The sequence below is a fragment of the Halopseudomonas formosensis genome, assembly GCF_900115905.1.
Classification (GTDB): Bacteria; Pseudomonadota; Gammaproteobacteria; order Pseudomonadales; family Pseudomonadaceae; genus Halopseudomonas; species Halopseudomonas formosensis.
Genome location: NZ_FOYD01000013.1, coordinates 42,122 through 60,388, shown reverse-complemented (window position 1 = coordinate 60,388; position 18,267 = coordinate 42,122). Strand labels below are relative to the sequence as shown.

General features: G+C 60.4%; 18 protein-coding genes and 1 pseudogene. 14 read left to right on the top strand and 5 right to left on the bottom strand.

Annotated elements, in window-relative coordinates; translation table 11 throughout:
* Window positions 1-4: 4 nt before the first annotated feature.
* The 8 genes from secY to BM046_RS14425 all read left to right on the top strand — a co-directional run bounded on the left by secY (window position 5) and on the right by BM046_RS14425 (window position 6,120).
* Window positions 5-1,333 (top strand): preprotein translocase subunit SecY, encoded by a 1,329-nt coding sequence (gene secY, locus BM046_RS14460; protein WP_090540714.1) that lies wholly within the window; start codon window positions 5-7, stop codon window positions 1,331-1,333.
* 22 nt (window positions 1,334-1,355) lie between these two features.
* Window positions 1,356-1,472 carry a 50S ribosomal protein L36 gene (rpmJ, locus tag BM046_RS14455; protein WP_074781302.1) on the top strand — a complete coding sequence of 39 codons (117 nt, stop codon included), beginning with the start codon at window positions 1,356-1,358 and terminating at the stop codon, window positions 1,470-1,472.
* Window positions 1,473-1,644: 172 nt separating this feature from the next.
* The gene (gene rpsM / locus BM046_RS14450) at window positions 1,645-2,001 is read left to right on the top strand and encodes a 30S ribosomal protein S13 (RefSeq protein ID WP_090540712.1); all 357 of its coding nucleotides are present in this window, start codon (window positions 1,645-1,647) and stop codon (window positions 1,999-2,001) included.
* A gap of 20 nt (window positions 2,002-2,021) precedes the next feature.
* Window positions 2,022-2,411, top strand: a complete 390-nt coding sequence (gene rpsK / locus BM046_RS14445) for a 30S ribosomal protein S11 (protein ID WP_090540710.1) — start codon at window positions 2,022-2,024, stop codon at window positions 2,409-2,411.
* A 15-nt stretch (window positions 2,412-2,426) separates the two neighbouring features.
* The gene (rpsD, locus tag BM046_RS14440) at window positions 2,427-3,047 is read left to right on the top strand and encodes a 30S ribosomal protein S4 (protein WP_090540709.1); all 621 of its coding nucleotides are present in this window, start codon (window positions 2,427-2,429) and stop codon (window positions 3,045-3,047) included.
* 26 nt (window positions 3,048-3,073) lie between these two features.
* Window positions 3,074-4,075 (top strand): DNA-directed RNA polymerase subunit alpha, encoded by a 1,002-nt coding sequence (locus BM046_RS14435; RefSeq protein WP_090540707.1) that lies wholly within the window; start codon window positions 3,074-3,076, stop codon window positions 4,073-4,075.
* Window positions 4,076-4,100: 25 nt separating this feature from the next.
* Window positions 4,101-4,484 (top strand): 50S ribosomal protein L17, encoded by a 384-nt coding sequence (gene rplQ, locus BM046_RS14430; RefSeq protein WP_090540706.1) that lies wholly within the window; start codon window positions 4,101-4,103, stop codon window positions 4,482-4,484.
* A 175-nt stretch (window positions 4,485-4,659) separates the two neighbouring features.
* Window positions 4,660-6,120 carry a catalase gene (locus BM046_RS14425; protein WP_090540705.1) on the top strand — a complete coding sequence of 487 codons (1,461 nt, stop codon included), beginning with the start codon at window positions 4,660-4,662 and terminating at the stop codon, window positions 6,118-6,120.
* A 510-nt stretch (window positions 6,121-6,630) separates the two neighbouring features.
* Here BM046_RS14425 and BM046_RS14420 read toward each other — a convergent pair.
* From BM046_RS14420 to uvrA, 4 genes are all read right to left on the bottom strand, one after another.
* Entirely contained in the window at window positions 6,631-7,404 is a 774-nt protein-coding gene (locus tag BM046_RS14420; protein WP_090540703.1) for a MetQ/NlpA family ABC transporter substrate-binding protein, read from the bottom strand.
* A 35-nt stretch (window positions 7,405-7,439) separates the two neighbouring features.
* A complete protein-coding gene (locus BM046_RS14415) occupies window positions 7,440-8,105 on the bottom strand; it encodes a methionine ABC transporter permease (RefSeq protein ID WP_090540701.1) in 666 nt (221 codons plus the stop codon).
* A complete protein-coding gene (locus BM046_RS14410) occupies window positions 8,102-9,106 on the bottom strand; it encodes a methionine ABC transporter ATP-binding protein (protein WP_090540699.1) in 1,005 nt (334 codons plus the stop codon). Before BM046_RS14410 ends, BM046_RS14415 begins: the two co-directional genes overlap by 4 nt.
* A gap of 335 nt (window positions 9,107-9,441) precedes the next feature.
* Window positions 9,442-12,273 (bottom strand): excinuclease ABC subunit UvrA, encoded by a 2,832-nt coding sequence (gene uvrA / locus BM046_RS14405; RefSeq protein ID WP_090540697.1) that lies wholly within the window; start codon window positions 12,271-12,273, stop codon window positions 9,442-9,444.
* 199 nt (window positions 12,274-12,472) lie between these two features.
* Here uvrA and BM046_RS14400 point away from each other — a divergent pair, with 199 nt between their 5' ends.
* From BM046_RS14400 to BM046_RS16525, 5 genes and pseudogenes are all read left to right on the top strand, one after another.
* Entirely contained in the window at window positions 12,473-13,843 is a 1,371-nt protein-coding gene (locus tag BM046_RS14400; protein ID WP_090540695.1) for an MFS transporter, read from the top strand.
* A 29-nt stretch (window positions 13,844-13,872) separates the two neighbouring features.
* On the top strand, window positions 13,873-14,370 hold the full coding sequence (gene ssb / locus BM046_RS14395) for a single-stranded DNA-binding protein (RefSeq protein ID WP_090540694.1): 498 nt from the start codon (window positions 13,873-13,875) through the stop codon (window positions 14,368-14,370).
* Between the two features lie 255 nt (window positions 14,371-14,625).
* Window positions 14,626-15,318 carry a DUF433 domain-containing protein gene (locus tag BM046_RS14390; protein ID WP_090540692.1) on the top strand — a complete coding sequence of 231 codons (693 nt, stop codon included), beginning with the start codon at window positions 14,626-14,628 and terminating at the stop codon, window positions 15,316-15,318.
* Window positions 15,315-15,722: a DUF5615 family PIN-like protein gene (locus BM046_RS14385; protein ID WP_090540689.1), complete on the top strand. Its 408-nt coding sequence runs from the start codon at window positions 15,315-15,317 to the stop codon at window positions 15,720-15,722. Before BM046_RS14390 ends, BM046_RS14385 begins: the two co-directional genes overlap by 4 nt.
* Before the next feature lie 66 nt (window positions 15,723-15,788).
* Window positions 15,789-15,863: pseudogene (locus BM046_RS16525) on the top strand (toxin-antitoxin system HicB family antitoxin); the annotation flags it as partial.
* 435 nt (window positions 15,864-16,298) lie between these two features.
* On the opposite strand, the gene BM046_RS14375 reads toward BM046_RS16525, so the two are convergent.
* Window positions 16,299-17,519 carry an O-antigen ligase family protein gene (locus BM046_RS14375; protein WP_235818658.1) on the bottom strand — a complete coding sequence of 407 codons (1,221 nt, stop codon included), beginning with the start codon at window positions 17,517-17,519 and terminating at the stop codon, window positions 16,299-16,301.
* On the opposite strand from BM046_RS14375, the gene BM046_RS14370 reads away from it, so the two are divergent.
* Window positions 17,518-18,195 carry a histidine phosphatase family protein gene (locus BM046_RS14370; protein WP_090540687.1) on the top strand — a complete coding sequence of 226 codons (678 nt, stop codon included), beginning with the start codon at window positions 17,518-17,520 and terminating at the stop codon, window positions 18,193-18,195. The genes BM046_RS14375 and BM046_RS14370 overlap by 2 nt on opposite strands.
* The last annotated feature ends 72 nt before the right edge of the window (window positions 18,196-18,267 follow it).

Sequence of the window (18,267 nt, the reverse complement as noted above, 5' to 3'; positions counted from 1 at the left end):
CTACATGGCTAAGCAAGGTGCTCTCTCTGGAATGAATCAAGGCGGCCTGAGCGAACTCTGGGGGCGCCTGCGCTTCCTGTTCCTGGCAATCATCGTTTACCGAATCGGTGCTCATATACCGGTGCCCGGTATCAACCCTGATCGCCTGGCTGATATGTTCAGACAGAACGAGGGCACCATTCTTAGCCTGTTCAACATGTTCTCCGGTGGCGCCCTGGAGCGGATGAGTATTTTCGCTCTGGGGATCATGCCGTACATCTCTGCATCCATCATCATGCAGCTGATGACGGCGGTGAGCCCGTCGCTTGAGCAGTTGAAGAAGGAAGGCGAGTCCGGTCGCCGCAAGATCAGCCAGTACACGCGCTATCTGACGCTGGTGCTGGCCCTGATCCAGGCGGTCGGCATGTCGGTCGGTCTGGCCAGTCAGGGCGTGGCTTTCAACACAGGGTTCGGCTTCTATTTCATAGCCGTCGTGACCTTCGTGTCGGGTGCCATGTTCATGATGTGGCTGGGCGAACAGATCACCGAGCGGGGTATCGGCAACGGCATCTCGATGCTGATCTTTGCCGGTATCGTTGCCGGTCTGCCGAGCGCCGTGGGGCAGTCCTTCGAGGCGGCCCGCCAGGGTGATATCAATATCTTCGCCCTGATGGTGATCGGTGCACTGGCTGTGGCCATGGTGGCCTTCGTGGTCTTCGTTGAGCGAGGCCAGCGGCGGATTACCGTCAACTATGCCAAGCGTCAGCAGGGCCGCAAGGTGTTTGCCGCACAGACCAGCCATCTGCCCCTCAAGGTCAACATGGCTGGTGTGATCCCGGCGATCTTTGCCAGCAGTATCCTGCTGTTCCCGGCGTCGCTGGGTACCTGGTTCGGCCAGGGCGACGGTATGGAGTGGCTGCTGAAGATCACGCGTTCGCTCGAAACCGGGCAGCCGTTGAACATCATTCTGTTCAGCGCAGGGATCATCTTCTTCTGCTTCTTCTACACAGCGCTGATGTTCAACCCCAAGGATGTGGCTGACAATCTGAAGAAGTCAGGCGCCTTCATTCCGGGTATCCGCCCGGGTGAACAGTCCGCCCGCTATATCGACGGCGTACTGACCCGCCTGACCATGTTCGGTGCGTTGTACATGACTGCGGTGTGTCTGTTGCCGCAGTTTTTGATGGTATCGGCCAACGTGCCGTTCTATCTGGGTGGTACCTCGTTGCTGATCGTGGTTGTGGTTGTGATGGACTTCATGTCCCAAGTACAATCGCACCTCGTTTCACAGCAGTACGAGTCTCTTTTGAAGAAATCGAACCTGAAAGGTTACGGCAGCGGCATGCTGCGCTGATTTTTCGGGATTGGAGAACGATATGAAAGTTGCAGCATCAGTCAAGAAGCTTTGCCGTAACTGCAAGGTCATCCGTCGCAATGGTAGCGTACGGGTTATCTGCAGTGCTGAGCCCCGTCACAAGCAGCGCCAGGGTTGATAGCAACACCAGCACTGATTGAAGACTACGTCTCAGGATAACCGCCGCCCGACCTGTTGAATGGTCGGGTGGTTGATTTTTTTATATGTTAGCGCTACCCTACTGCACCCTTTTTCTCGCAACCTGGTTGTGTTGGGTTGAGTCAGGTAGCTGTCAGACGGAGTAAATTTGGATGGCCCGTATTGCAGGCGTCAACATCCCGGATAACAAGCATGCTGTTATCTCTCTGACCTATATCTATGGTATCGGTCAAACCAAGGCACAACAGATCTGTGCCGCCGCTGGCATTGAGCCCAGCGCCAAGATCAAGGATCTGAGCGAGGAGCAGATTGATCTGCTGCGTAACGAGGTCGCCAAGAACACCACTGAAGGTGACCTGCGCCGCGTGATCAACATGAACATCAAGCGTCTCATGGATCTGGGTTGCTATCGTGGTCTGCGTCATCGTCGTGGTCTTCCGGTTCGCGGCCAGCGCACCAAGACCAACGCCCGTACCCGCAAGGGTCCGCGCAAGCCGATCCGTAAGTAATCGCGAAGGAATATACAGATATGGCTAAGCCTGCTGCTCGTGTTCGTAAGAAAGTAAAAAAGACGGTGGTTGATGGGATCGCCCACATCCATGCGTCCTTCAACAACACCATCATCACCATCACCGACCGTCAGGGCAATGCTCTGAGCTGGGCGACTTCCGGTGGCTCCGGTTTCCGCGGTTCGCGGAAAAGCACTCCCTTTGCTGCACAGGTTGCAGCCGAGCGTGCTGGCCAGGCCGCACTGGAATATGGTCTGAAAAACCTCGACGTTAATGTGAAGGGCCCTGGCCCGGGTCGTGAGTCCGCCGTACGTGCGCTGAATTCCTGTGGTTACAAGATCAGCAGCATTACCGACGTCACCCCCATCCCACATAACGGCTGTCGCCCGCCCAAGAAGCGCCGCGTGTAATCAGGAGACGGTTAAATGGCTCGATATATTGGTCCCAAATGTAAGCTGTCTCGTCGCGAAGGCACTGATCTGTTCCTCAAGAGCGGTGTTCGCGCGCTGGACTCCAAGTGCAAGCAGGACAATGCGCCTGGCGTGCATGGTCAGCGTCGCGGTCGTCTCTCCGAGTACGGTACCCAGCTGCGCGAGAAGCAAAAAGTTCGTCGCATCTATGGCGTCCTGGAGCGTCAGTTCAGCAACTACTACAAGGAAGCTGCCCGTCTGAAGGGTGCTACCGGTGAGAACCTGCTGCAACTGCTCGAGCGTCGTCTGGACAACGTGGTCTACCGCATGGGCTTTGGTGCAACTCGCGCCGAAGCGCGTCAGCTGGTATCCCATAAGGCAATCAGCGTTAACGGCAAGACCGTGAACATCGCTTCCTACCTGGTATCCCCGGGTGACGTGGTAGCCGTTCGCGAAAAGGCCAAGAACCAGCTGCGCATCAACAGCGCCCTGGAACTGGCGGCCCAGCGTGGCCAGGCAGAGTGGCTGCAAGTCGATACTGCCAAGAAGGAAGGTGTCTTCAAGAGCCTGCCCGCCCGGAGTGATCTGTACGCCGACATCAACGAAAACCTGATCGTCGAGCTCTACTCCAAGTAAGCGATAGTCAGCAAAAGGTGCCTTTCATGCAAAATTCGGTTGCCGAGTTTCTTACTCCACGTCATATCGACGTTCAAGAAGCCTCGCCCACGCGTGCCAAGATCACTCTTGAGCCGCTGGAGCGTGGCTTCGGTCATACCCTGGGCAATGCGCTGCGGCGCATTCTGCTCTCGTCCATGCCCGGTTGTGCCGTGGTAGAGGCGGAAATCGATGGCGTTTTGCATGAGTACAGCGCCATTGAAGGCGTCCAGGAAGATGTCATCGAGATCCTGCTGAACCTCAAGGGTCTGGCAGTCAAGATGCATGGTCGCGACCAGGTTACCCTGACCCTGTCCAAGAAGGGTGAGGGCCCGGTCACCGCTGGCGATATCCAGCTGGATCACGATGTGGAGATCGTCAATCCCGATCACCACATCGCCACGCTGTCCGCCAACGGCGCGCTGAACATGAAACTGGTGATTGCCCGTGGTCGCGGTTATCAGCCCGCTGATGCCCGCCAGTCCGACGAGGACGAGAGCCGTTCCATCGGTCGTCTGCAGCTCGATGCTACCTACACCCCGGTTCGCCGCGTGGCCTACGTAGTCGAGAGCGCGCGGGTTGAACAGCGCACTGACCTGGACAAACTGGTCATCGACCTGGAAACCAACGGTACTCTGGATCCGGAAGAAGCGATTCGTCGCGCTGCCACCATCCTGCAGCACCAGCTGGCCGCCTTCGTTGACCTGAAGAGCGATCAGGAGCCGGTGGTGGAGCAGCAGGAAGACGAGATCGATCCGATCCTGCTGCGCCCGGTTGACGACCTGGAGCTGACTGTCCGTTCGGCCAACTGCCTGAAAGCAGAAAACATTTACTATATTGGCGATCTGATCCAGCGTACCGAAGTGGAACTGCTGAAGACCCCGAACCTGGGCAAGAAGTCCCTGACCGAGATCAAGGACGTTCTGGCTTCCCGTGGTCTGTCACTCGGTATGCGTCTGGACAACTGGCCGCCTGCTAGCTTGAAGAAGGACGACAAGGTTAACGCCTGATCGTCTGACACCGAGGAATTGAGAGATGCGTCATCGTAAAAGTGGTCGTCACCTGAGTCGGACCAGCTCGCACCGCAAGGCCATGTTCCAGAACATGGCGGTGTCGCTGTTCGAAAACGAACTGATCAAAACCACTCTGCCCAAGGCCAAGGAATTGCGCCGCGTCGCAGAGCCGCTGATCACCCTGGCGAAAGAAGATACCGTAGCCAACCGCCGTCTGGCGTTTGACCGCACCCGCAGCAAAGAAGCTGTGGGCAAGCTGTTCAACGACCTGGGCAAGCGCTACGCAGACCGTCCCGGCGGCTATATCCGTATCCTCAAGTGCGGCTTCCGCGCTGGTGATGCGGCACCCATGGCCTACGTGGAACTGGTTGACCGCCCCGAACTGGCTGCTGCTTCCGAAGAGTAAGCTGCAACAGTTCACGAAGAACCGGGCTCTGGCCCGGTTTTTTGTGCCTGACATTCAGTCATGCAAAAAGCCTATCGTCGTCGTTTGATCAACTCATTGGTTCAATAGAAAGCGGCTCCCTATCATGTCCCCATCGCCAGCGAGTCGTTGGCAGTACGACTTCAGGAGATGGGATATGACAGACAAACCAAGACTCACCACGGTAGCAGGCGCCCCCGTTGCAGATAACCAGAATGTGATGACCGCAGGGCCCCGCGGTCCCATGCTGCTGCAGGATGTCTGGTTCCTGGAGAAGCTGGCGCACTTCGATCGCGAAGTGATCCCGGAGCGCCGCATGCACGCCAAGGGCTCGGGTGCCTTCGGTGAGTTCGTTGTCACCCATGACATCAGCCAGTACACCAAGGCACGGATCTTTTCGGAAGTCGGCAAGCGCACCCCGATGTTTGCCCGCTTCTCCACCGTGGCCGGTGAGCGTGGCGCGGCTGACGCCGAGCGCGATATCCGTGGCGCAGCCTTGAAGTTCTACACCGAGCAGGGCAACTGGGACCTGGTGGGCAACAACACCCCGGTGTTCTTCTTCCGCGACCCGCTGAAATTCCCCGACCTCAACCACGCGGTGAAGCGCGACCCGCGCACCAACATGCGCAACGCCAACAACAACTGGGACTTCTGGACCGGGTTGCCCGAGGCGTTGCACCAGATTACCTACGTCATGGGTGATCGGGGTATTCCCGCCGGCTACCGCCACATGCACCTGTTCGGCTCGCATACCTACAGCTTCATCAGCGCCGATCACAAGCGCTACTGGGTCAAGTTCCACTTCAAGACCCAGCAGGGCATCAAGAACCTGACCGACGCGGAAGCAGCCGCCATCGTGGCCAATGACCGCGAAAGCTCTCAGCGGGACCTGTACGAGGCGATCGAGAACGGTGACTTCCCGCGCTGGACCATGTACGTGCAGATCATGCCCGAGGAAGAGGCTGCCAACTATCGCTTCCATCCGTTCGATCTGACCAAGGTCTGGTCGAAGAAGGACTACCCCCTGATCGAGGTGGGCTACATGGAGCTCAACCGCAATCCGGACAACTACTTCCAGGATGTGGAGCAGGCTGCCTTCACCCCGGCCAACGTGGTGCCCGGCATCAGCTTCTCGCCGGATCGCATGCTGCAGGGGCGTCTGTTCTCCTACGGCGATGCGCAGCGCTACCGTCTGGGTGTGAACCACCACCAGATCCCGGTAAACGCGCCCCGTTGCCCGGTACACAGCTATCACCGCGATGGTGCCATGCGGGTTGACGGCAACCAGGGCAGCCGCCTGCATTACGAGCCGAATACTTATGGCGAATGGCAGCAGCAGCCCGATTTCAGCGAGCCGCCGATGGCGCTGGAGGGTCCCGCCGCCCGTTATGACTATCGGGCCGAGGATGCGGACTACTTCACCCAGCCTGGCGATCTGTTCCGACTGATGCCGGCAGACGCGCAACAGCGGTTGTTCGACAATACGGCTCGGGCGATGAACGGTGTGGAGCGCCACATCATGATTCGTCACATCACCCACTGCTACAAGGCTGATCCGGCCTATGGCGAGGGTGTGGCAAAAGCTCTGGGCATTCCGATGTCCGAAGTACCAGTCTGATAACGGACTGGGGGCAGGAAACAACCCGCGACGTGGTATCAGTCGCGGGTTTTTTGTGTCTGCGTGGTATTCGTTATGGCGGCGAATCTTCCGGTAGCCTCTGCGTTGGTACGCCCCCGCTACGACACGCCGCAAGTACGTCCGTGTAGGCTCGTTGATGTCATCCCTGACATCAAACGGTCGTATCAGGGCCGTCCCAACGCAACGGCGGAAACTCCGAGTGGCTGATGGTTTTGCTTTCAGCAGCTGCGGAGTTTATAGGCGGGCTGGGGGGCAGGGTTGTGCCGACCGTCGGTTTTCAGGGATGAAAACCGCGAGCCTACAGGGATGTATTCACGGCGTGTCGGCACGGCCCTGCACCCCAGAACGGCCTTGCACGGGCTCCTAGCAGGGGCGTACCAACGCAGAGGCCTGCACGGACACGCAAGCATGGTGGCGTTAAAATCCGCTGAACAAAAAAATCCCCTGCCGCGCGTTCGTGACAGGGGATTTATTGGGAGTGACTACAAATCAGAACGCCGGAACCACCGCGCCCTTGTACTTCTCTTCGATGAAGGCCTTCACCTCGTCGCTCTGCAGAGCGTTAACCAGCTTGCTGACGGCTTCGGCGTCCTTGTTGTCGGAGCGGGTGACCAGGATGTTGGCGTAAGGGGAATCCTCACCTTCGATGGCCAAGGCGTCGGTGGTGGGGTTCAGGCCGGCTTCCAGAGCGTAGTTGGTGTTGATCAGAGCCAGATCCACCTGATCCAGAACGCGGGGCAGGGTGGCCGCTTCCAGCTCGCGGATGCGCAGCTTGTGCGGGTTGTCAGCGATGTCACGCGGGGTGGACAGGATGTTGGTGTCGTCCTTCAGGGTGATCAGCCCGGCCTTGGCCAGCAGCAGCAGAGCGCGGCCGCCATTGGTGGCGTCGTTGGGGATGGCCACGGTGGCGCGGCTGGGGATGTTGTCCAGCGATTCCAGCTTGCTGGAATAGATACCGAAGGGCTCGACGTGGACGTTGGCCACGCTCACCAGATCGGTACCGCGACCCTTGTTGAACTCATCCAGGTAGGGCTTGTGCTGGAAGAAGTTGGAATCCAGACGGCCTTCGGCGACCTGCAGGTTCGGCTGCACGTAGTCGGTGAAGACCTTGATATCCAGCTCCACGCCCTGTTCGGCCAGAGTGGGTTTGACGAACTCGAGGATCTCCGCGTGGGGAACAGCAGTGGCGGCGACGCTGAGTTTCTCAGCAGCGTGGGCGCCAAACGCAGTGGCCAGCGCCAGGACAGCTACGATCTTTTTCATGAAATGCTCCGAAAGGTGAGGTCAGTGCCTGTTATTTATTTACGGGAATAGTGGACAACCAGGCGGTCGCCGATACTTTGCAGAATCTGCACCAATACCAGCAGTAATACAACGGTAACCACCATTACATCAGTCTGGAATCGCTGATAACCGTAGCGGATGGCCAGGTCGCCGAGTCCTCCGCCGCCCACCACCCCGGCCATGGCGGTATAGGAGACCAGGGTAATGGCGATCACGGTGATCGCAGCGATGATGCCGGGGCGCGCCTCCGGCAGCAGGGCGCGGGTGATGATCTGCGCCGTGGTGGCGCCCATGGACTGGGTCGCCTCGATGATGCCCCGATCCACTTCGCGCAGGGCGGTTTCCACCAGACGGGCGAAGAAGGGGGTGGCACCCACCACCAGCGGCGGAATGGCGCCGGCCACGCCCAGGGAGGTGCCGGTAATCAGCTTGGTCACCGGGATCATCACGATCAGCAGGATGATGAAGGGCAGCGAGCGCAGGGCGTTGACGATCAGCGACAGCACCGCGTACAGGCCGTTGCGCTGGAACATCTGCCGGGGCCCGGTGAGAAACAGCAGGATACCCAGCGGCAGCCCGAACAGCACGGTGAACAGCAGCGAGCCACCCAGCATCAGCAGGGTATCCAGGGTGGCGATCCAGATGTCGTACCAGTCGATATTGGTGAAGAGTTCGCTCATGTGCGTAGTACCTCGACATGCACTTGGGAGGCCTGCAGCAGGGCCATGGCGGCATCCACATCACCCCCGATCAGGGCCAGGGTCAGCTGGCCGCAGGGCAGGTCACGGATGCGGTCGATGCGACCGGCGAGAATGCTGTAGTCCACGCCGGTGGCCCGGGCCACCTGGCCGAGCAGCGGGGCGAAGGTGGACTCGCCGAGGAAGGTCAGGCGCAGGATGCGGCCCGGCACATGGGCAAAGTCGTCGGCCTGCTGTTCATCGCTCTCGTCGTCGAACACGAAGCTGCGGGTGGTCGGATGCTGGGGGTGCAGGAACACGTCGGTGACCTGACCCTGCTCGACGATATGGCCGCCGTCCATCACCGCCACCTGATCACAGACCCGGCGGATCACGTCCATCTCGTGGGTGATCAGTACTATGGTCAGCTTCAGTTCCTGATTGATCTCCGCCAGCAGCTGCAGCACCTGACGGGTGGTGTGGGGGTCGAGGGCGCTGGTGGCCTCGTCGCACAGCAGTATGCTCGGCTCGGTGGACAGGGCGCGGGCAATGCCGACCCGCTGTTTCTGCCCGCCGGACAGCTGCGCCGGGTACTTGTTGGCGTGATCGCTCAGGCCGACCCGTTCCAGCAGCGCGCGCACCCGCTGGTTGATCTGCCCGCGATCCAGCTCGCCGGCCAGCCGCAGGGGCAGGGCGACGTTGTCCGCCACCGTGGCCGAGGACAGCAGGTTGAAGTGCTGGAAGATCATCCCCACCCGCTGACGGAAACGGCGCAGGCCGGCGGCATCCAGCGCGGTGACGTCCTCGCCGTTGACCCGGATGCGGCCGCTGCTGGGTTCTTCCAGACGGTTGATCAGGCGCAGCAGGGTGCTCTTGCCGGCCCCCGAATGGCCGATGATGCCGAACACCTGACCCGCTTCAATGGTCAGGTCGGTGCTGTGAAGGGCGGGAATCTCACGCCCTGCTACCTGGTAGGCCTTGGTTACCTGCTGAAATTCAATCACAAGGGTTCCCGTAGAACATGGTGAATTGCATGATTGCCGCCGGATGGCGCGGGTTGGCAGTTTATCAGGGCTGGCGCTCCAGGGGGTATTGACCGGGCAGTTCTCCTGACGTCCGGGAGGCGAGTAACGGATCATCTGGTGAGCTACGGGCGGTTATTGAGCGAGGGCGGGCCAACCCTGGGAGGGACGAGCACCAGCTCGTCCGCGACGCTGCAGGATGCTGCTCTGCTGCCAGTCAGTCCGCTCATCAAGCTGGTGCTTGACGTTCCCAGGGAGGGTAGTGCACTCAATGGCGTGCCGGGTTCCATCCCGGCAAGAGGGGTTGCCGCCCCGGACTATCTATCCCGCTCCAGCAATGGGCCGAGGAACTTCCCGGTATGCGACTGCGGTGCTTCGGCGATCTGTTCCGGGGTGCCGGTGGCGATGATCTGGCCCCCGCCGGAGCCCCCTTCAGGGCCGATATCAACAATCCAGTCCGCAGTCTTGATGACATCCAGATTGTGCTCGATCACCACCAGGGTGTTGCCGTGGTCGCGCAGGCGGTGCAGCACGTCCAGCAGCTGCTGGATGTCGGCAAAGTGCAGGCCGGTGGTCGGCTCGTCGAGGATGTACAGGGTCTTGCCGGTATCGCGCTTGGACAGCTCCCGCGCCAGCTTCACCCGCTGGGCTTCGCCGCCGGACAGGGTGGTGGCGGACTGGCCCAGACGCACATAGGACAGGCCCACGTCGATCAGCGTCTGCAGCTTGCGCGCCAGCGCCGGTACCGCATCGAAGAACTCCCGCGCCTCCTCGATGGTCATCTCCAGCACTTCGTGGATGTTCTTGCCCTTGTACTTGATCTCCAGCGTCTCGCGGTTGTAGCGCTTGCTCTTGCACACGTCGCAGGGCACGTAGATATCCGGCAGGAAGTGCATTTCCACCTTGATCAGGCCGTCGCCCTGACAGGCCTCGCAGCGCCCACCCTTGACGTTGAAGGAGAAACGCCCGGCCTTGTAGCCGCGGGAGCGGGCTTCCTGGGTGCCGGCGAACAGATCGCGGATCGGCGTGAACAGACCGGTGTAGGTGGCCGGGTTGGAGCGCGGGGTGCGGCCGATCGGGCTTTGGTCGATGTCCACCACCTTGTCCAGGTGCTGCAGGCCATCGAAGCTGTCGTAGGGCGCGGCATCCAGGGTGGTGGCACCGTTCAGCGCGGTGGCGGTGATCGGGAACAGGGTATTGTTGATCAGGGTCGACTTGCCCGAGCCGGAGACCCCGGTGACACAGGTGAACAGGCCCACCGGAATCTCCAGATCAACCTTCTTCAGGTTGTTGCCGCAGGCGCCCTTGAGTCGCAGCCACTTGTCCTTGCTCGGCGGGATGCGCTTGCCCGGTACCGGGATCTTCTTCGCCCCGGACAGGTACTGGCCGGTCAGCGAGTTCGGGTCGGCCATGACCTGCTCGGGGGTGCCGTGGGAGACGATCCGGCCGCCATGGACGCCGGCACCGGGGCCTATGTCCACCACATAATCGGCCAGGCGGATGGCGTCCTCGTCATGCTCGACCACGATCACGGTGTTGCCCAGATCCCGCAGGTGGATCAGGGTGCTGAGCAGACGCTCGTTGTCGCGCTGGTGCAGGCCGATGGAGGGCTCGTCGAGGATATACATGACCCCGACCAGACCGGCGCCGATCTGGCTGGCCAGGCGGATGCGCTGGGCCTCGCCGCCGGACAGGGTATCGGCGCTGCGATCCAGCGCCAGGTAATCGAGGCCGACATTGACCAGGAACTGCAGGCGGGCGCGGATTTCCTTGAGAATCTTCTCGGCGATCTCGCCGCGGCTGCCGGGCAGGGTCAGCTGGGCAAAGTATTCGGCCGCCGCGCCGACCGGCAGGGTGGTCAGGCCCGGCAGGTTGCGGTCGTCGATGAACACGTGCCGCGCCTCGCGGCGCAGGCGGGTGCCGCTGCAGTCCGGGCAGGGCTGTGTGCTGAGGTACTTGGCCAGCTCCTCGCGCACGCTCTGGGACTCGGTTTCCCGGTAGCGCCGCTCCAGGTTGGGCACTATGCCCTCGAAGGGGTGTTCGCGCTTGACGATATCGCCCCGGTCGTTCAGGTAGCGGAAGGGCACCTTCTCGCTGCCGGTACCCTGCAGAATCAGCTTGCGGTGCTTTTCGCTGATGTCGTCGAAGGGCTGATCCAGATCGATGCCGTAGTGCTCGGCCAGCGAGCTGAGCATCTGGAAGTAGTAGACGTTGCGCCGATCCCAGCCGCGGATGGCTCCTTCGGCCAGGGTCAGTTCACCATTGACCAGGCGGCGGGCATCGAAGAACTGCTTGACGCCCAGACCATCGCAGCCGCTGCAGGCGCCGGCCGGGTTGTTGAAGGAGAACAGCCGCGGCTCCAGCTCGCTGATCGAGTGGCCGCACTGGGGGCAGGCAAAGCGGGAGCTGAAGGTGATTTCCTCCAGTTCCTCGCCGTCCATGGGAGCGATGATGGCGATGCCATCGGCCAGGTGCAGGGCGGTCTCGAAGGACTCGGCCAGACGCAGTTGCAGGTCCTCGCGGACCTTGAAGCGGTCTACCACCACCTCGATGGTGTGCTTGCGGTTCTTTTCCAGCGCCGGCGCTTCGTCCAGCTCGTGGATGCGGCCGTCGATGCGGGCACGGACAAAGCCCTGGGCGCGCAGCTCGTCGAGCAGTGCCAGGTGCTCGCCCTTGCGCTCGCGCATCACCGGTGCCAGCAGCATCAGCTTGCTGCCCTCGGGCAGCGCCAGCACCTGGTCGACCATCTGGCTGACGGTCTGTGCCGCCAGGGGCAGGTCATGATCCGGGCAGCGCGGCTCCCCGGCGCGGGCAAACAGCAGGCGCAGGTAATCGTAGATCTCGGTGATGGTGCCGACGGTGGAGCGGGGGTTGTGCGAGGTGGACTTCTGCTCGATGGAGATGGCCGGTGACAGGCCCTCGATGTGATCCACATCGGGTTTTTCCATCATCGACAGGAACTGCCGCGCGTAGGCCGAGAGGGACTCCACGTAGCGGCGCTGCCCCTCGGCGTACAGGGTATCGAAGGCCAGCGAGGACTTGCCGGAGCCCGACAACCCGGTGATCACGATGAGCTTGTCGCGGGGCAGTTCCAGATCAATGTTCTTCAGGTTGTGGGTACGCGCCCCACGAATCGAGATTGTATCCAAGGTACACCACCCGGTAGACAGCAAAGCCCGATAGTATACGTGTTCGGCGCCAATCCCCGCAAAAAAACGGACAAAAAACAGCCAGCGAACCGCTGCCAGACATGCGGCCGCGGGCGGGCCTGCGGCACGGGCGCACGGGTTCGGTGTTGCCCGAGCAGCCGTGCTAAAATGCCGCCCTTTGTCACTACCCGGAGTTTCCATGTACCAGCCCGATAGCATGTCATCCGAGGAGCGCCGCGCCGCCGCCTCGCTGGCCAGCGTGTTCGCCTTCCGCATGCTCGGGCTGTTCATGGTGCTGCCGGTGCTGGCCACCTACGGTCAGGACCTCGCAGGCGCCACCCCGTTGCTGATCGGCATGGCCATCGGTGCCTACGGTCTGACCCAGGCCTTTCTGCAGATACCCTTCGGCATGCTGTCCGATCGCATTGGGCGCAAGCCGGTGATCATAGGTGGCCTGATCCTGTTCGCCCTCGGCGGGCTGGTGGCGGGGCAGGCCGACAGCATGCTGGGTGTGCTGGCCGGGCGCATCCTGCAGGGCGCCGGTGCCATCGCCGCTGCCATCATGGCCCTGGTCGCCGACCTGACCCGGGACCAGCATCGTACCAAGGCCATGGCCATGATCGGCATGAGCATCGGTCTGTCGTTTGCCGTGGCCATGGTAGTCGGCCCGCTGATCGCCGGTGCCGCCGGCCTGGCCGGGGTGTTCTACAGCACCTCCCTGCTGGCGCTGGTGGGCATCGCGCTGGTGGCGCTGGTGGTACCCAGCCCGCAGCAGGCGCAGCACCATCGCGACGCCGGGGTAGCCAGAGGCGCTTTTCTGCCGGCCCTGCGCAACGCCGATCTGCTGCGCCTGGATTACGGCATCGCGGTACTCCATGCGCTGCTGATGGCCTGTTTCGTGGCCCTGCCGCTGGCCCTGCAGGAGCATGCCGGTTTGCCGCGGGAGCAGCACTGGTGGGTCTATCTTGCCGGCCTGCTGCTGTCCTTCATCGGCATGGTGCCGCTGATCATCTATGCCGAGCGGCGCCGACGGATGAAGCGGGTGGTGCTGGGCGCCATCCTGCTGCTGGCGCTGACCCAGCTGCTCATGTGGCTGAGCATGAACTCGCTGGCGGCACTGGTGGTGGCGGTGGTGCTGTTCTTCACCGCCTTCAACGTACTGGAGGCCACCCTGCCGTCGATGCTGAGCAAGATCGCTCCGGCCGGCAGCAAGGGCACGGCGATGGGCATCTATTCCACCAGCCAGTTCGCCGGTGCCGCCCTGGGCGGCGTGCTGGGCGGCGCCGTCTACGGCAGTTTCGGTCTCGGCGGGGTGTTCGTCTGTTGTGCGCTGCTGGCCATTTCCTGGCTGGCGATTGGTGCTACCATGGACGAGCCTCCGTACGTGACGAGCTATCGTCTGGCAGTGGACCCTACACTGGTCAGGGATGAAGCATTGCTTCGCAGAGTACTGGATGTACCGGGAGTGGCTGAGGCAATCATCGTGGCTGAGGAAGCAGCCGCTTATATAAAAGTCGATACACAGGTGCTGGATCGCGAGCAACTGGACCGGGTACTGCATCCGGTCTGACATACACCAGACACCCGAGGAGAGTGAGCATGGCCAGAGGCGTAAACAAGGTAATCCTGATCGGTAACGTGGGCGGCGACCCGGAAGTGCGCTACATGCCCAACGGCAACGCCGTCGCCAACGTGACGCTGGCAACCAGCGACAGCTGGAAGGACAAGCAGACCGGTCAGCAGCAGGAACGTACCGAGTGGCACCGCGTGGTGTTCTTCGGTCGCCTGGCGGAGATCGTCGGCGAATATGTACGCAAGGGCTCCAAGCTCTACGTCGAGGGCCGACTGCAGACCCGCGAGTGGGAAAAGGACGGCATCAAGCGTTACACCACCGAGGTGGTGGTCGACATCAATGGCCAGATGCAGCTGCTCGACAGCCGTGGCCAGGGTGGTGGCGACAACATGGGCCAGCGCCCGCAGCAATCGCGCCCGGCCGCGCCGCAGCAACAGCAGCAGTACGCCCAGCAGCCGGCACCGGCCCAGCAGCCGCAGCAGATGCCGGATTACGACAGCTTTGATGACGACATTCCGTTCTAGAACGGAATATCGTCATTTCCCGCGAAAGCGGGAATCCAGCTGCAAACCCAAAAAGCCCTGAACCCCAGGGCTTTTTTGATCAAGCACAACGCCCCCACCCGGGAACGTCGAGCACCAGCTCGATGAAAGGGCTCGGCGGTAGACATGGCGCGGGGTGTGAGCCAGTCGCTCGTTCATGGGAGGTATCCATGCTAAATTGGTTGCTCCTCAAAAGCATGCAAGGTACCAAGGATGGCCGTACCTGGACTGGCAAACATGACTTCCACTTCCTCCATCAGCCCGTTGATCGGTGTTGGTCTGTATAGCCTGCCTGAAGCCGCTGCCTATACCGGCATTCCGGCGGCACAACTTGGTCGCTGGGTATTCGGCTACCGCGCTGACGGCAAGCAGTATCCAGGGCTGTGGCAGCCAGCGCTGGTTGATCTGGATGAGAAAACACTTGGTTTTCATGACCTGCTGGAAGTGCGCTTTGTGCATGCTTTTCGTCAGCATGGGATCAGTTTGCAAGCTATCCGGGCGGCGTCACAGCATGCTGCCGAGTGGTTCAAGCAGCCATATCCTTTCACCTGTCGGCGTTTTCAGACAGATGGTCGCAGTATCTTTGCCACTGTCCTGGAACAGACGGGGGATGAATCACTTATCGATCTGGTAAAGCGTCAATATGCCTTCAAGCAGGTGATCAGTGATTCGTTGTACGCCGGTATTGACTATGACAGTGAAGGTGAAGCGCTGCGCTGGTATCCGCTCAAGCGCAGCAAGGCCGTGGTTCTGGACCCCAGTCGGCATTTCGGCAAGCCTATTCTCGATCAGTCCGGCATAGATACCCAGTCGGTGGCTGCTGCTTTTATCGCTGAAAACCGCAATGCCCGCCGGGTCGCACGCCTCTACGAGATATCCCCTGCTGAAGTGGAGGCCGCCGTTCGTTTCGAGAGCAAGGATGCTGCATGAAGTTTCTTCTGGATAACAATCTGCCTCCAGCATTGGCCAGGGCTTTACATGAGCTGAGTAAAGCCGATGGGCATCAGGTCACTGCCTTGCGTGAAAAGTTCAAGGCCAATACGCCTGATATCGAGTGGATCAGTCAATTGCGGGCGGAAGGCAACTGGGTTGTCGTTTCCAAGGATAAATTCAGCAAGGGATCGATGGAAAAGCGAGCGTTCAGTGAGTCGGGGCTGGCTATCTTTGTTCTCGCAAAACAATGGCACAAGGCACCTTTCTGGGATACTGCGCACAATCTGGTCCGCTGGTGGCCAGCTATTACCGAGCAGGCGGAACGCATCACTGGCGGTGGCGTGTTCAAGGTTGGCTGGCGATTCAGCGTACCCGGCAAGTTTGAAGTAATGAAGCTCTGAAGCGCAGCATAACGCCCCACCTGGGAGCGTCGAGCACCAGCTCGATGAGCGGACTCGCCCGAAACACACCGTTCACTGGTGATTCAGGCGGCGGAGGTGGGTGTCAGTCTGAACAGACTGGTGGCCAGTCGGTTGCATTGAAGTCTTGCTTGCCGCTCTGTCGCAAATCATCCTGTCTGTAGCGAAGCACAAATCTTGGGCCACCTTTCCTGTAGGAGGCGCGCCCTCGCGCCGAAAGGCTGCGAAGCAGGCACCTGAGACGGTGCGGGCAATCAGAAAGGGTGGGTAAAAACCTTCAGCCACTCGGCGTTTCCGCCGTTGCGTTGGGACGCCCCTGCTACGACACGCTGCAAGTACGTCCCTGTAAGCTCGCGGTTTTTATCCGACCGCCAGGGATGGCGGAAGTGCCGTAAATGCAGGAGCATTTTCCGGTCCTGAAAACCGACCGTCGGCACAACCCTGTCGGCCAGGCTCTCTAAAAGCTTATATAGCTGATGGTTTTAACCCCGGAAACAACGAGTCTTGGCGAGTTGGGGGGGGAGGAGTACAAATGCTCCTCTATCGGATAGTAGGACACTACATTGGAATCCACCCTTGATCCCAGAATCTTGGTGGGCTGCCGATACGGTGCTGTTCGTAAAACTCACGATAGGTCTCATGCAAAACAGGGACGTCGACGATCAGGATTTTGGCGATAACAAGAACTGCCAGCAACAGAACGGCTTTCATCATATACCCGGACCAGAGGCTCAAGGTGTTGGCTGCATGACCTGGTTGTTGCCATCGTGCCAAGGCCAGGCCAGCTATGAGTGCCAGCCAGCCTTCGGTGTAGGGCATGACAAATACGCCGTCTACCTGAGCCAGCACCAGCGATGCCATTAGTGCTGCCCAGAGACCAGCGTCCAAGGGAGTGGGTTGCGTACGTACTACCATTAACCCCTGCCACATGGCGCGTGCGACGATCCATAACAGCAGCAGCGTTGCCGGTACTCCCCATTCTGCTGCAAATTGCAACACGGCCTGGTGAGGATGGGCACCTATATGATTCCAGACAGCGGAAAAGTGTAGCGGGCCAACGCCCAGCAGAGGATTGCTCTTGATCATCTCCCACGCGCCAAGCCATAGGGTGTCGCGCTTTGATAGACCAAACCTCAGGCCGGAAGGAATATCCTGTGCCAGTCCGGCCCAGGAAGGGATGCAGAAGAAAAACAGCCAGTACAGGGCTAGTCCGATCAGCATGGCAAGTAGCGCTTGCAGGAGCAGCCTCCTGTACCGAGGGCCTGTAGTAAGTAGCAAGATGCTGAAGGCGGCTGCTATTCCGAGCATGACACCGCGCCCTGCCAGAGCCCAGACAATACACCATTGAAGAATCAGTATCGCTGCCAGTATCCCGCGGTTGAATATTTTCTCTTGCCAAATGCGATGAAAATATAGTCCATGCATGATCGGTATCATTATGGTCTGGAATTGGCCAAAGAAGCGCGGGTTGTCGAACCCGGGATACATCAGGTAGGGGTTTACCGAGCGGGTCCCAGTAAAAAAAGAGGCCAGATAAAAAGCAAAGAACTGTACGGTCAGGACAAGGCAACTGCTATCAAGATAAAAATCAAGACTTTCTGTCGGGTTTCCTGCTGAGTTGTGGAGCCGAGGTAAAGCACCAGTCCTGCCCCCTCTGGCAGGATAGTTGTCACTTTGCCGCAGGTATTCTCTTCTTTGATGACCTTGTCTATCCGGTTGGGCTGCATGAGTATGGATGCCCCGGGCTTTTTTTTCGCCCAGAATCTGTGGAGCAGGCATGTCGGAAATCTATTTTGTGCGCCATGGTCAGGCGTCCTTCGGCTCAAGCAATTACGACCAGCTGTCCGAGCTGGGGCATGAGCAGGCGCGCCTGCTGGGTGAATACTTTGCCGAGCGCGACACCCGGTTCGATCACATCATCACCGGGGACATGGTGCGTCATCGGGAGACGGCCGAAGGCATCTGCGTGGGCATGGGCCTTGGGGAGCAGCAGTTCCAGGTGTATCCGGAGCTCAACGAGTTCGATTTCCACTCGGTGCTGCGCGCCTATACCACCCAGTTCCCCGAACATGCCCTGCCGGAGAAGCCGGTGGCAGCCGACTTCTTCCGTCGTTTGAAGAAGGGCATATTGCTGTGGTCGACCGGCGAGCTGCAGGGTGATCTGCCCGAGACCTGGGCCAGCTTCGAACAACGTCTGAAAACCTTCTGTGACACCGTCATGCAGAACCATGTCGGGCAGCGTCTGCTGGTGGTCAGTTCCGGCGGCGCCATTGCCATGGTGGTGCGCCAGCTGCTGCAGGCACCGGAGTCGGTGATGATCGAACTCAACCTGCAGACCCGCAACACGGCCATCACCCACTGCCGCTTCAACAGCCGAGCCATGCGCCTGAGCAGCTTCAACAATGTCCCCCATCTGGATCGGCCGGATCGTCAGGCGCTGATCACCTATACCTGAGACCGCAGAAACCCGGGTGACGGATCGCGCTGGACATTGCACAATGCACTATCTCAATGGCATGGGCGGGTC

Excerpts from the sequence above, each read along its gene's own strand:
- rpmJ (WP_074781302.1), top strand. The coding sequence starts at position 1,356 with ATGAAAGTTGCAGCATCAGTCAAGAAGCTTTGCCGTAACTGCAAGGTC.
- BM046_RS14420 (WP_090540703.1), bottom strand. The coding sequence starts at position 7,404 with ATGAAAAAGATCGTAGCTGTCCTGGCGCTGGCCACTGCGTTTGGCGCC.
- rpsK (WP_090540710.1), top strand. The coding sequence starts at position 2,022 with ATGGCTAAGCCTGCTGCTCGTGTTCGTAAGAAAGTAAAAAAGACGGTG.
- BM046_RS14375 (WP_235818658.1), bottom strand. The coding sequence starts at position 17,519 with ATGCCTGCTCCACAGATTCTGGGCGAAAAAAAAGCCCGGGGCATCCAT.
- BM046_RS14435 (WP_090540707.1), top strand. The coding sequence starts at position 3,074 with ATGCAAAATTCGGTTGCCGAGTTTCTTACTCCACGTCATATCGACGTT.
- secY (WP_090540714.1), top strand. The coding sequence starts at position 5 with ATGGCTAAGCAAGGTGCTCTCTCTGGAATGAATCAAGGCGGCCTGAGC.
- rpsD (WP_090540709.1), top strand. The coding sequence starts at position 2,427 with ATGGCTCGATATATTGGTCCCAAATGTAAGCTGTCTCGTCGCGAAGGC.
- BM046_RS14425 (WP_090540705.1), top strand. The coding sequence starts at position 4,660 with ATGACAGACAAACCAAGACTCACCACGGTAGCAGGCGCCCCCGTTGCA.
- rpsM (WP_090540712.1), top strand. The coding sequence starts at position 1,645 with ATGGCCCGTATTGCAGGCGTCAACATCCCGGATAACAAGCATGCTGTT.
- ssb (WP_090540694.1), top strand. The coding sequence starts at position 13,873 with ATGGCCAGAGGCGTAAACAAGGTAATCCTGATCGGTAACGTGGGCGGC.
- BM046_RS14400 (WP_090540695.1), top strand. The coding sequence starts at position 12,473 with ATGTACCAGCCCGATAGCATGTCATCCGAGGAGCGCCGCGCCGCCGCC.
- BM046_RS14385 (WP_090540689.1), top strand. The coding sequence starts at position 15,315 with ATGAAGTTTCTTCTGGATAACAATCTGCCTCCAGCATTGGCCAGGGCT.
- BM046_RS14370 (WP_090540687.1), top strand. The coding sequence starts at position 17,518 with ATGTCGGAAATCTATTTTGTGCGCCATGGTCAGGCGTCCTTCGGCTCA.
- rplQ (WP_090540706.1), top strand. The coding sequence starts at position 4,101 with ATGCGTCATCGTAAAAGTGGTCGTCACCTGAGTCGGACCAGCTCGCAC.
- BM046_RS14415 (WP_090540701.1), bottom strand. The coding sequence starts at position 8,105 with ATGAGCGAACTCTTCACCAATATCGACTGGTACGACATCTGGATCGCC.
- BM046_RS14390 (WP_090540692.1), top strand. The coding sequence starts at position 14,626 with ATGACTTCCACTTCCTCCATCAGCCCGTTGATCGGTGTTGGTCTGTAT.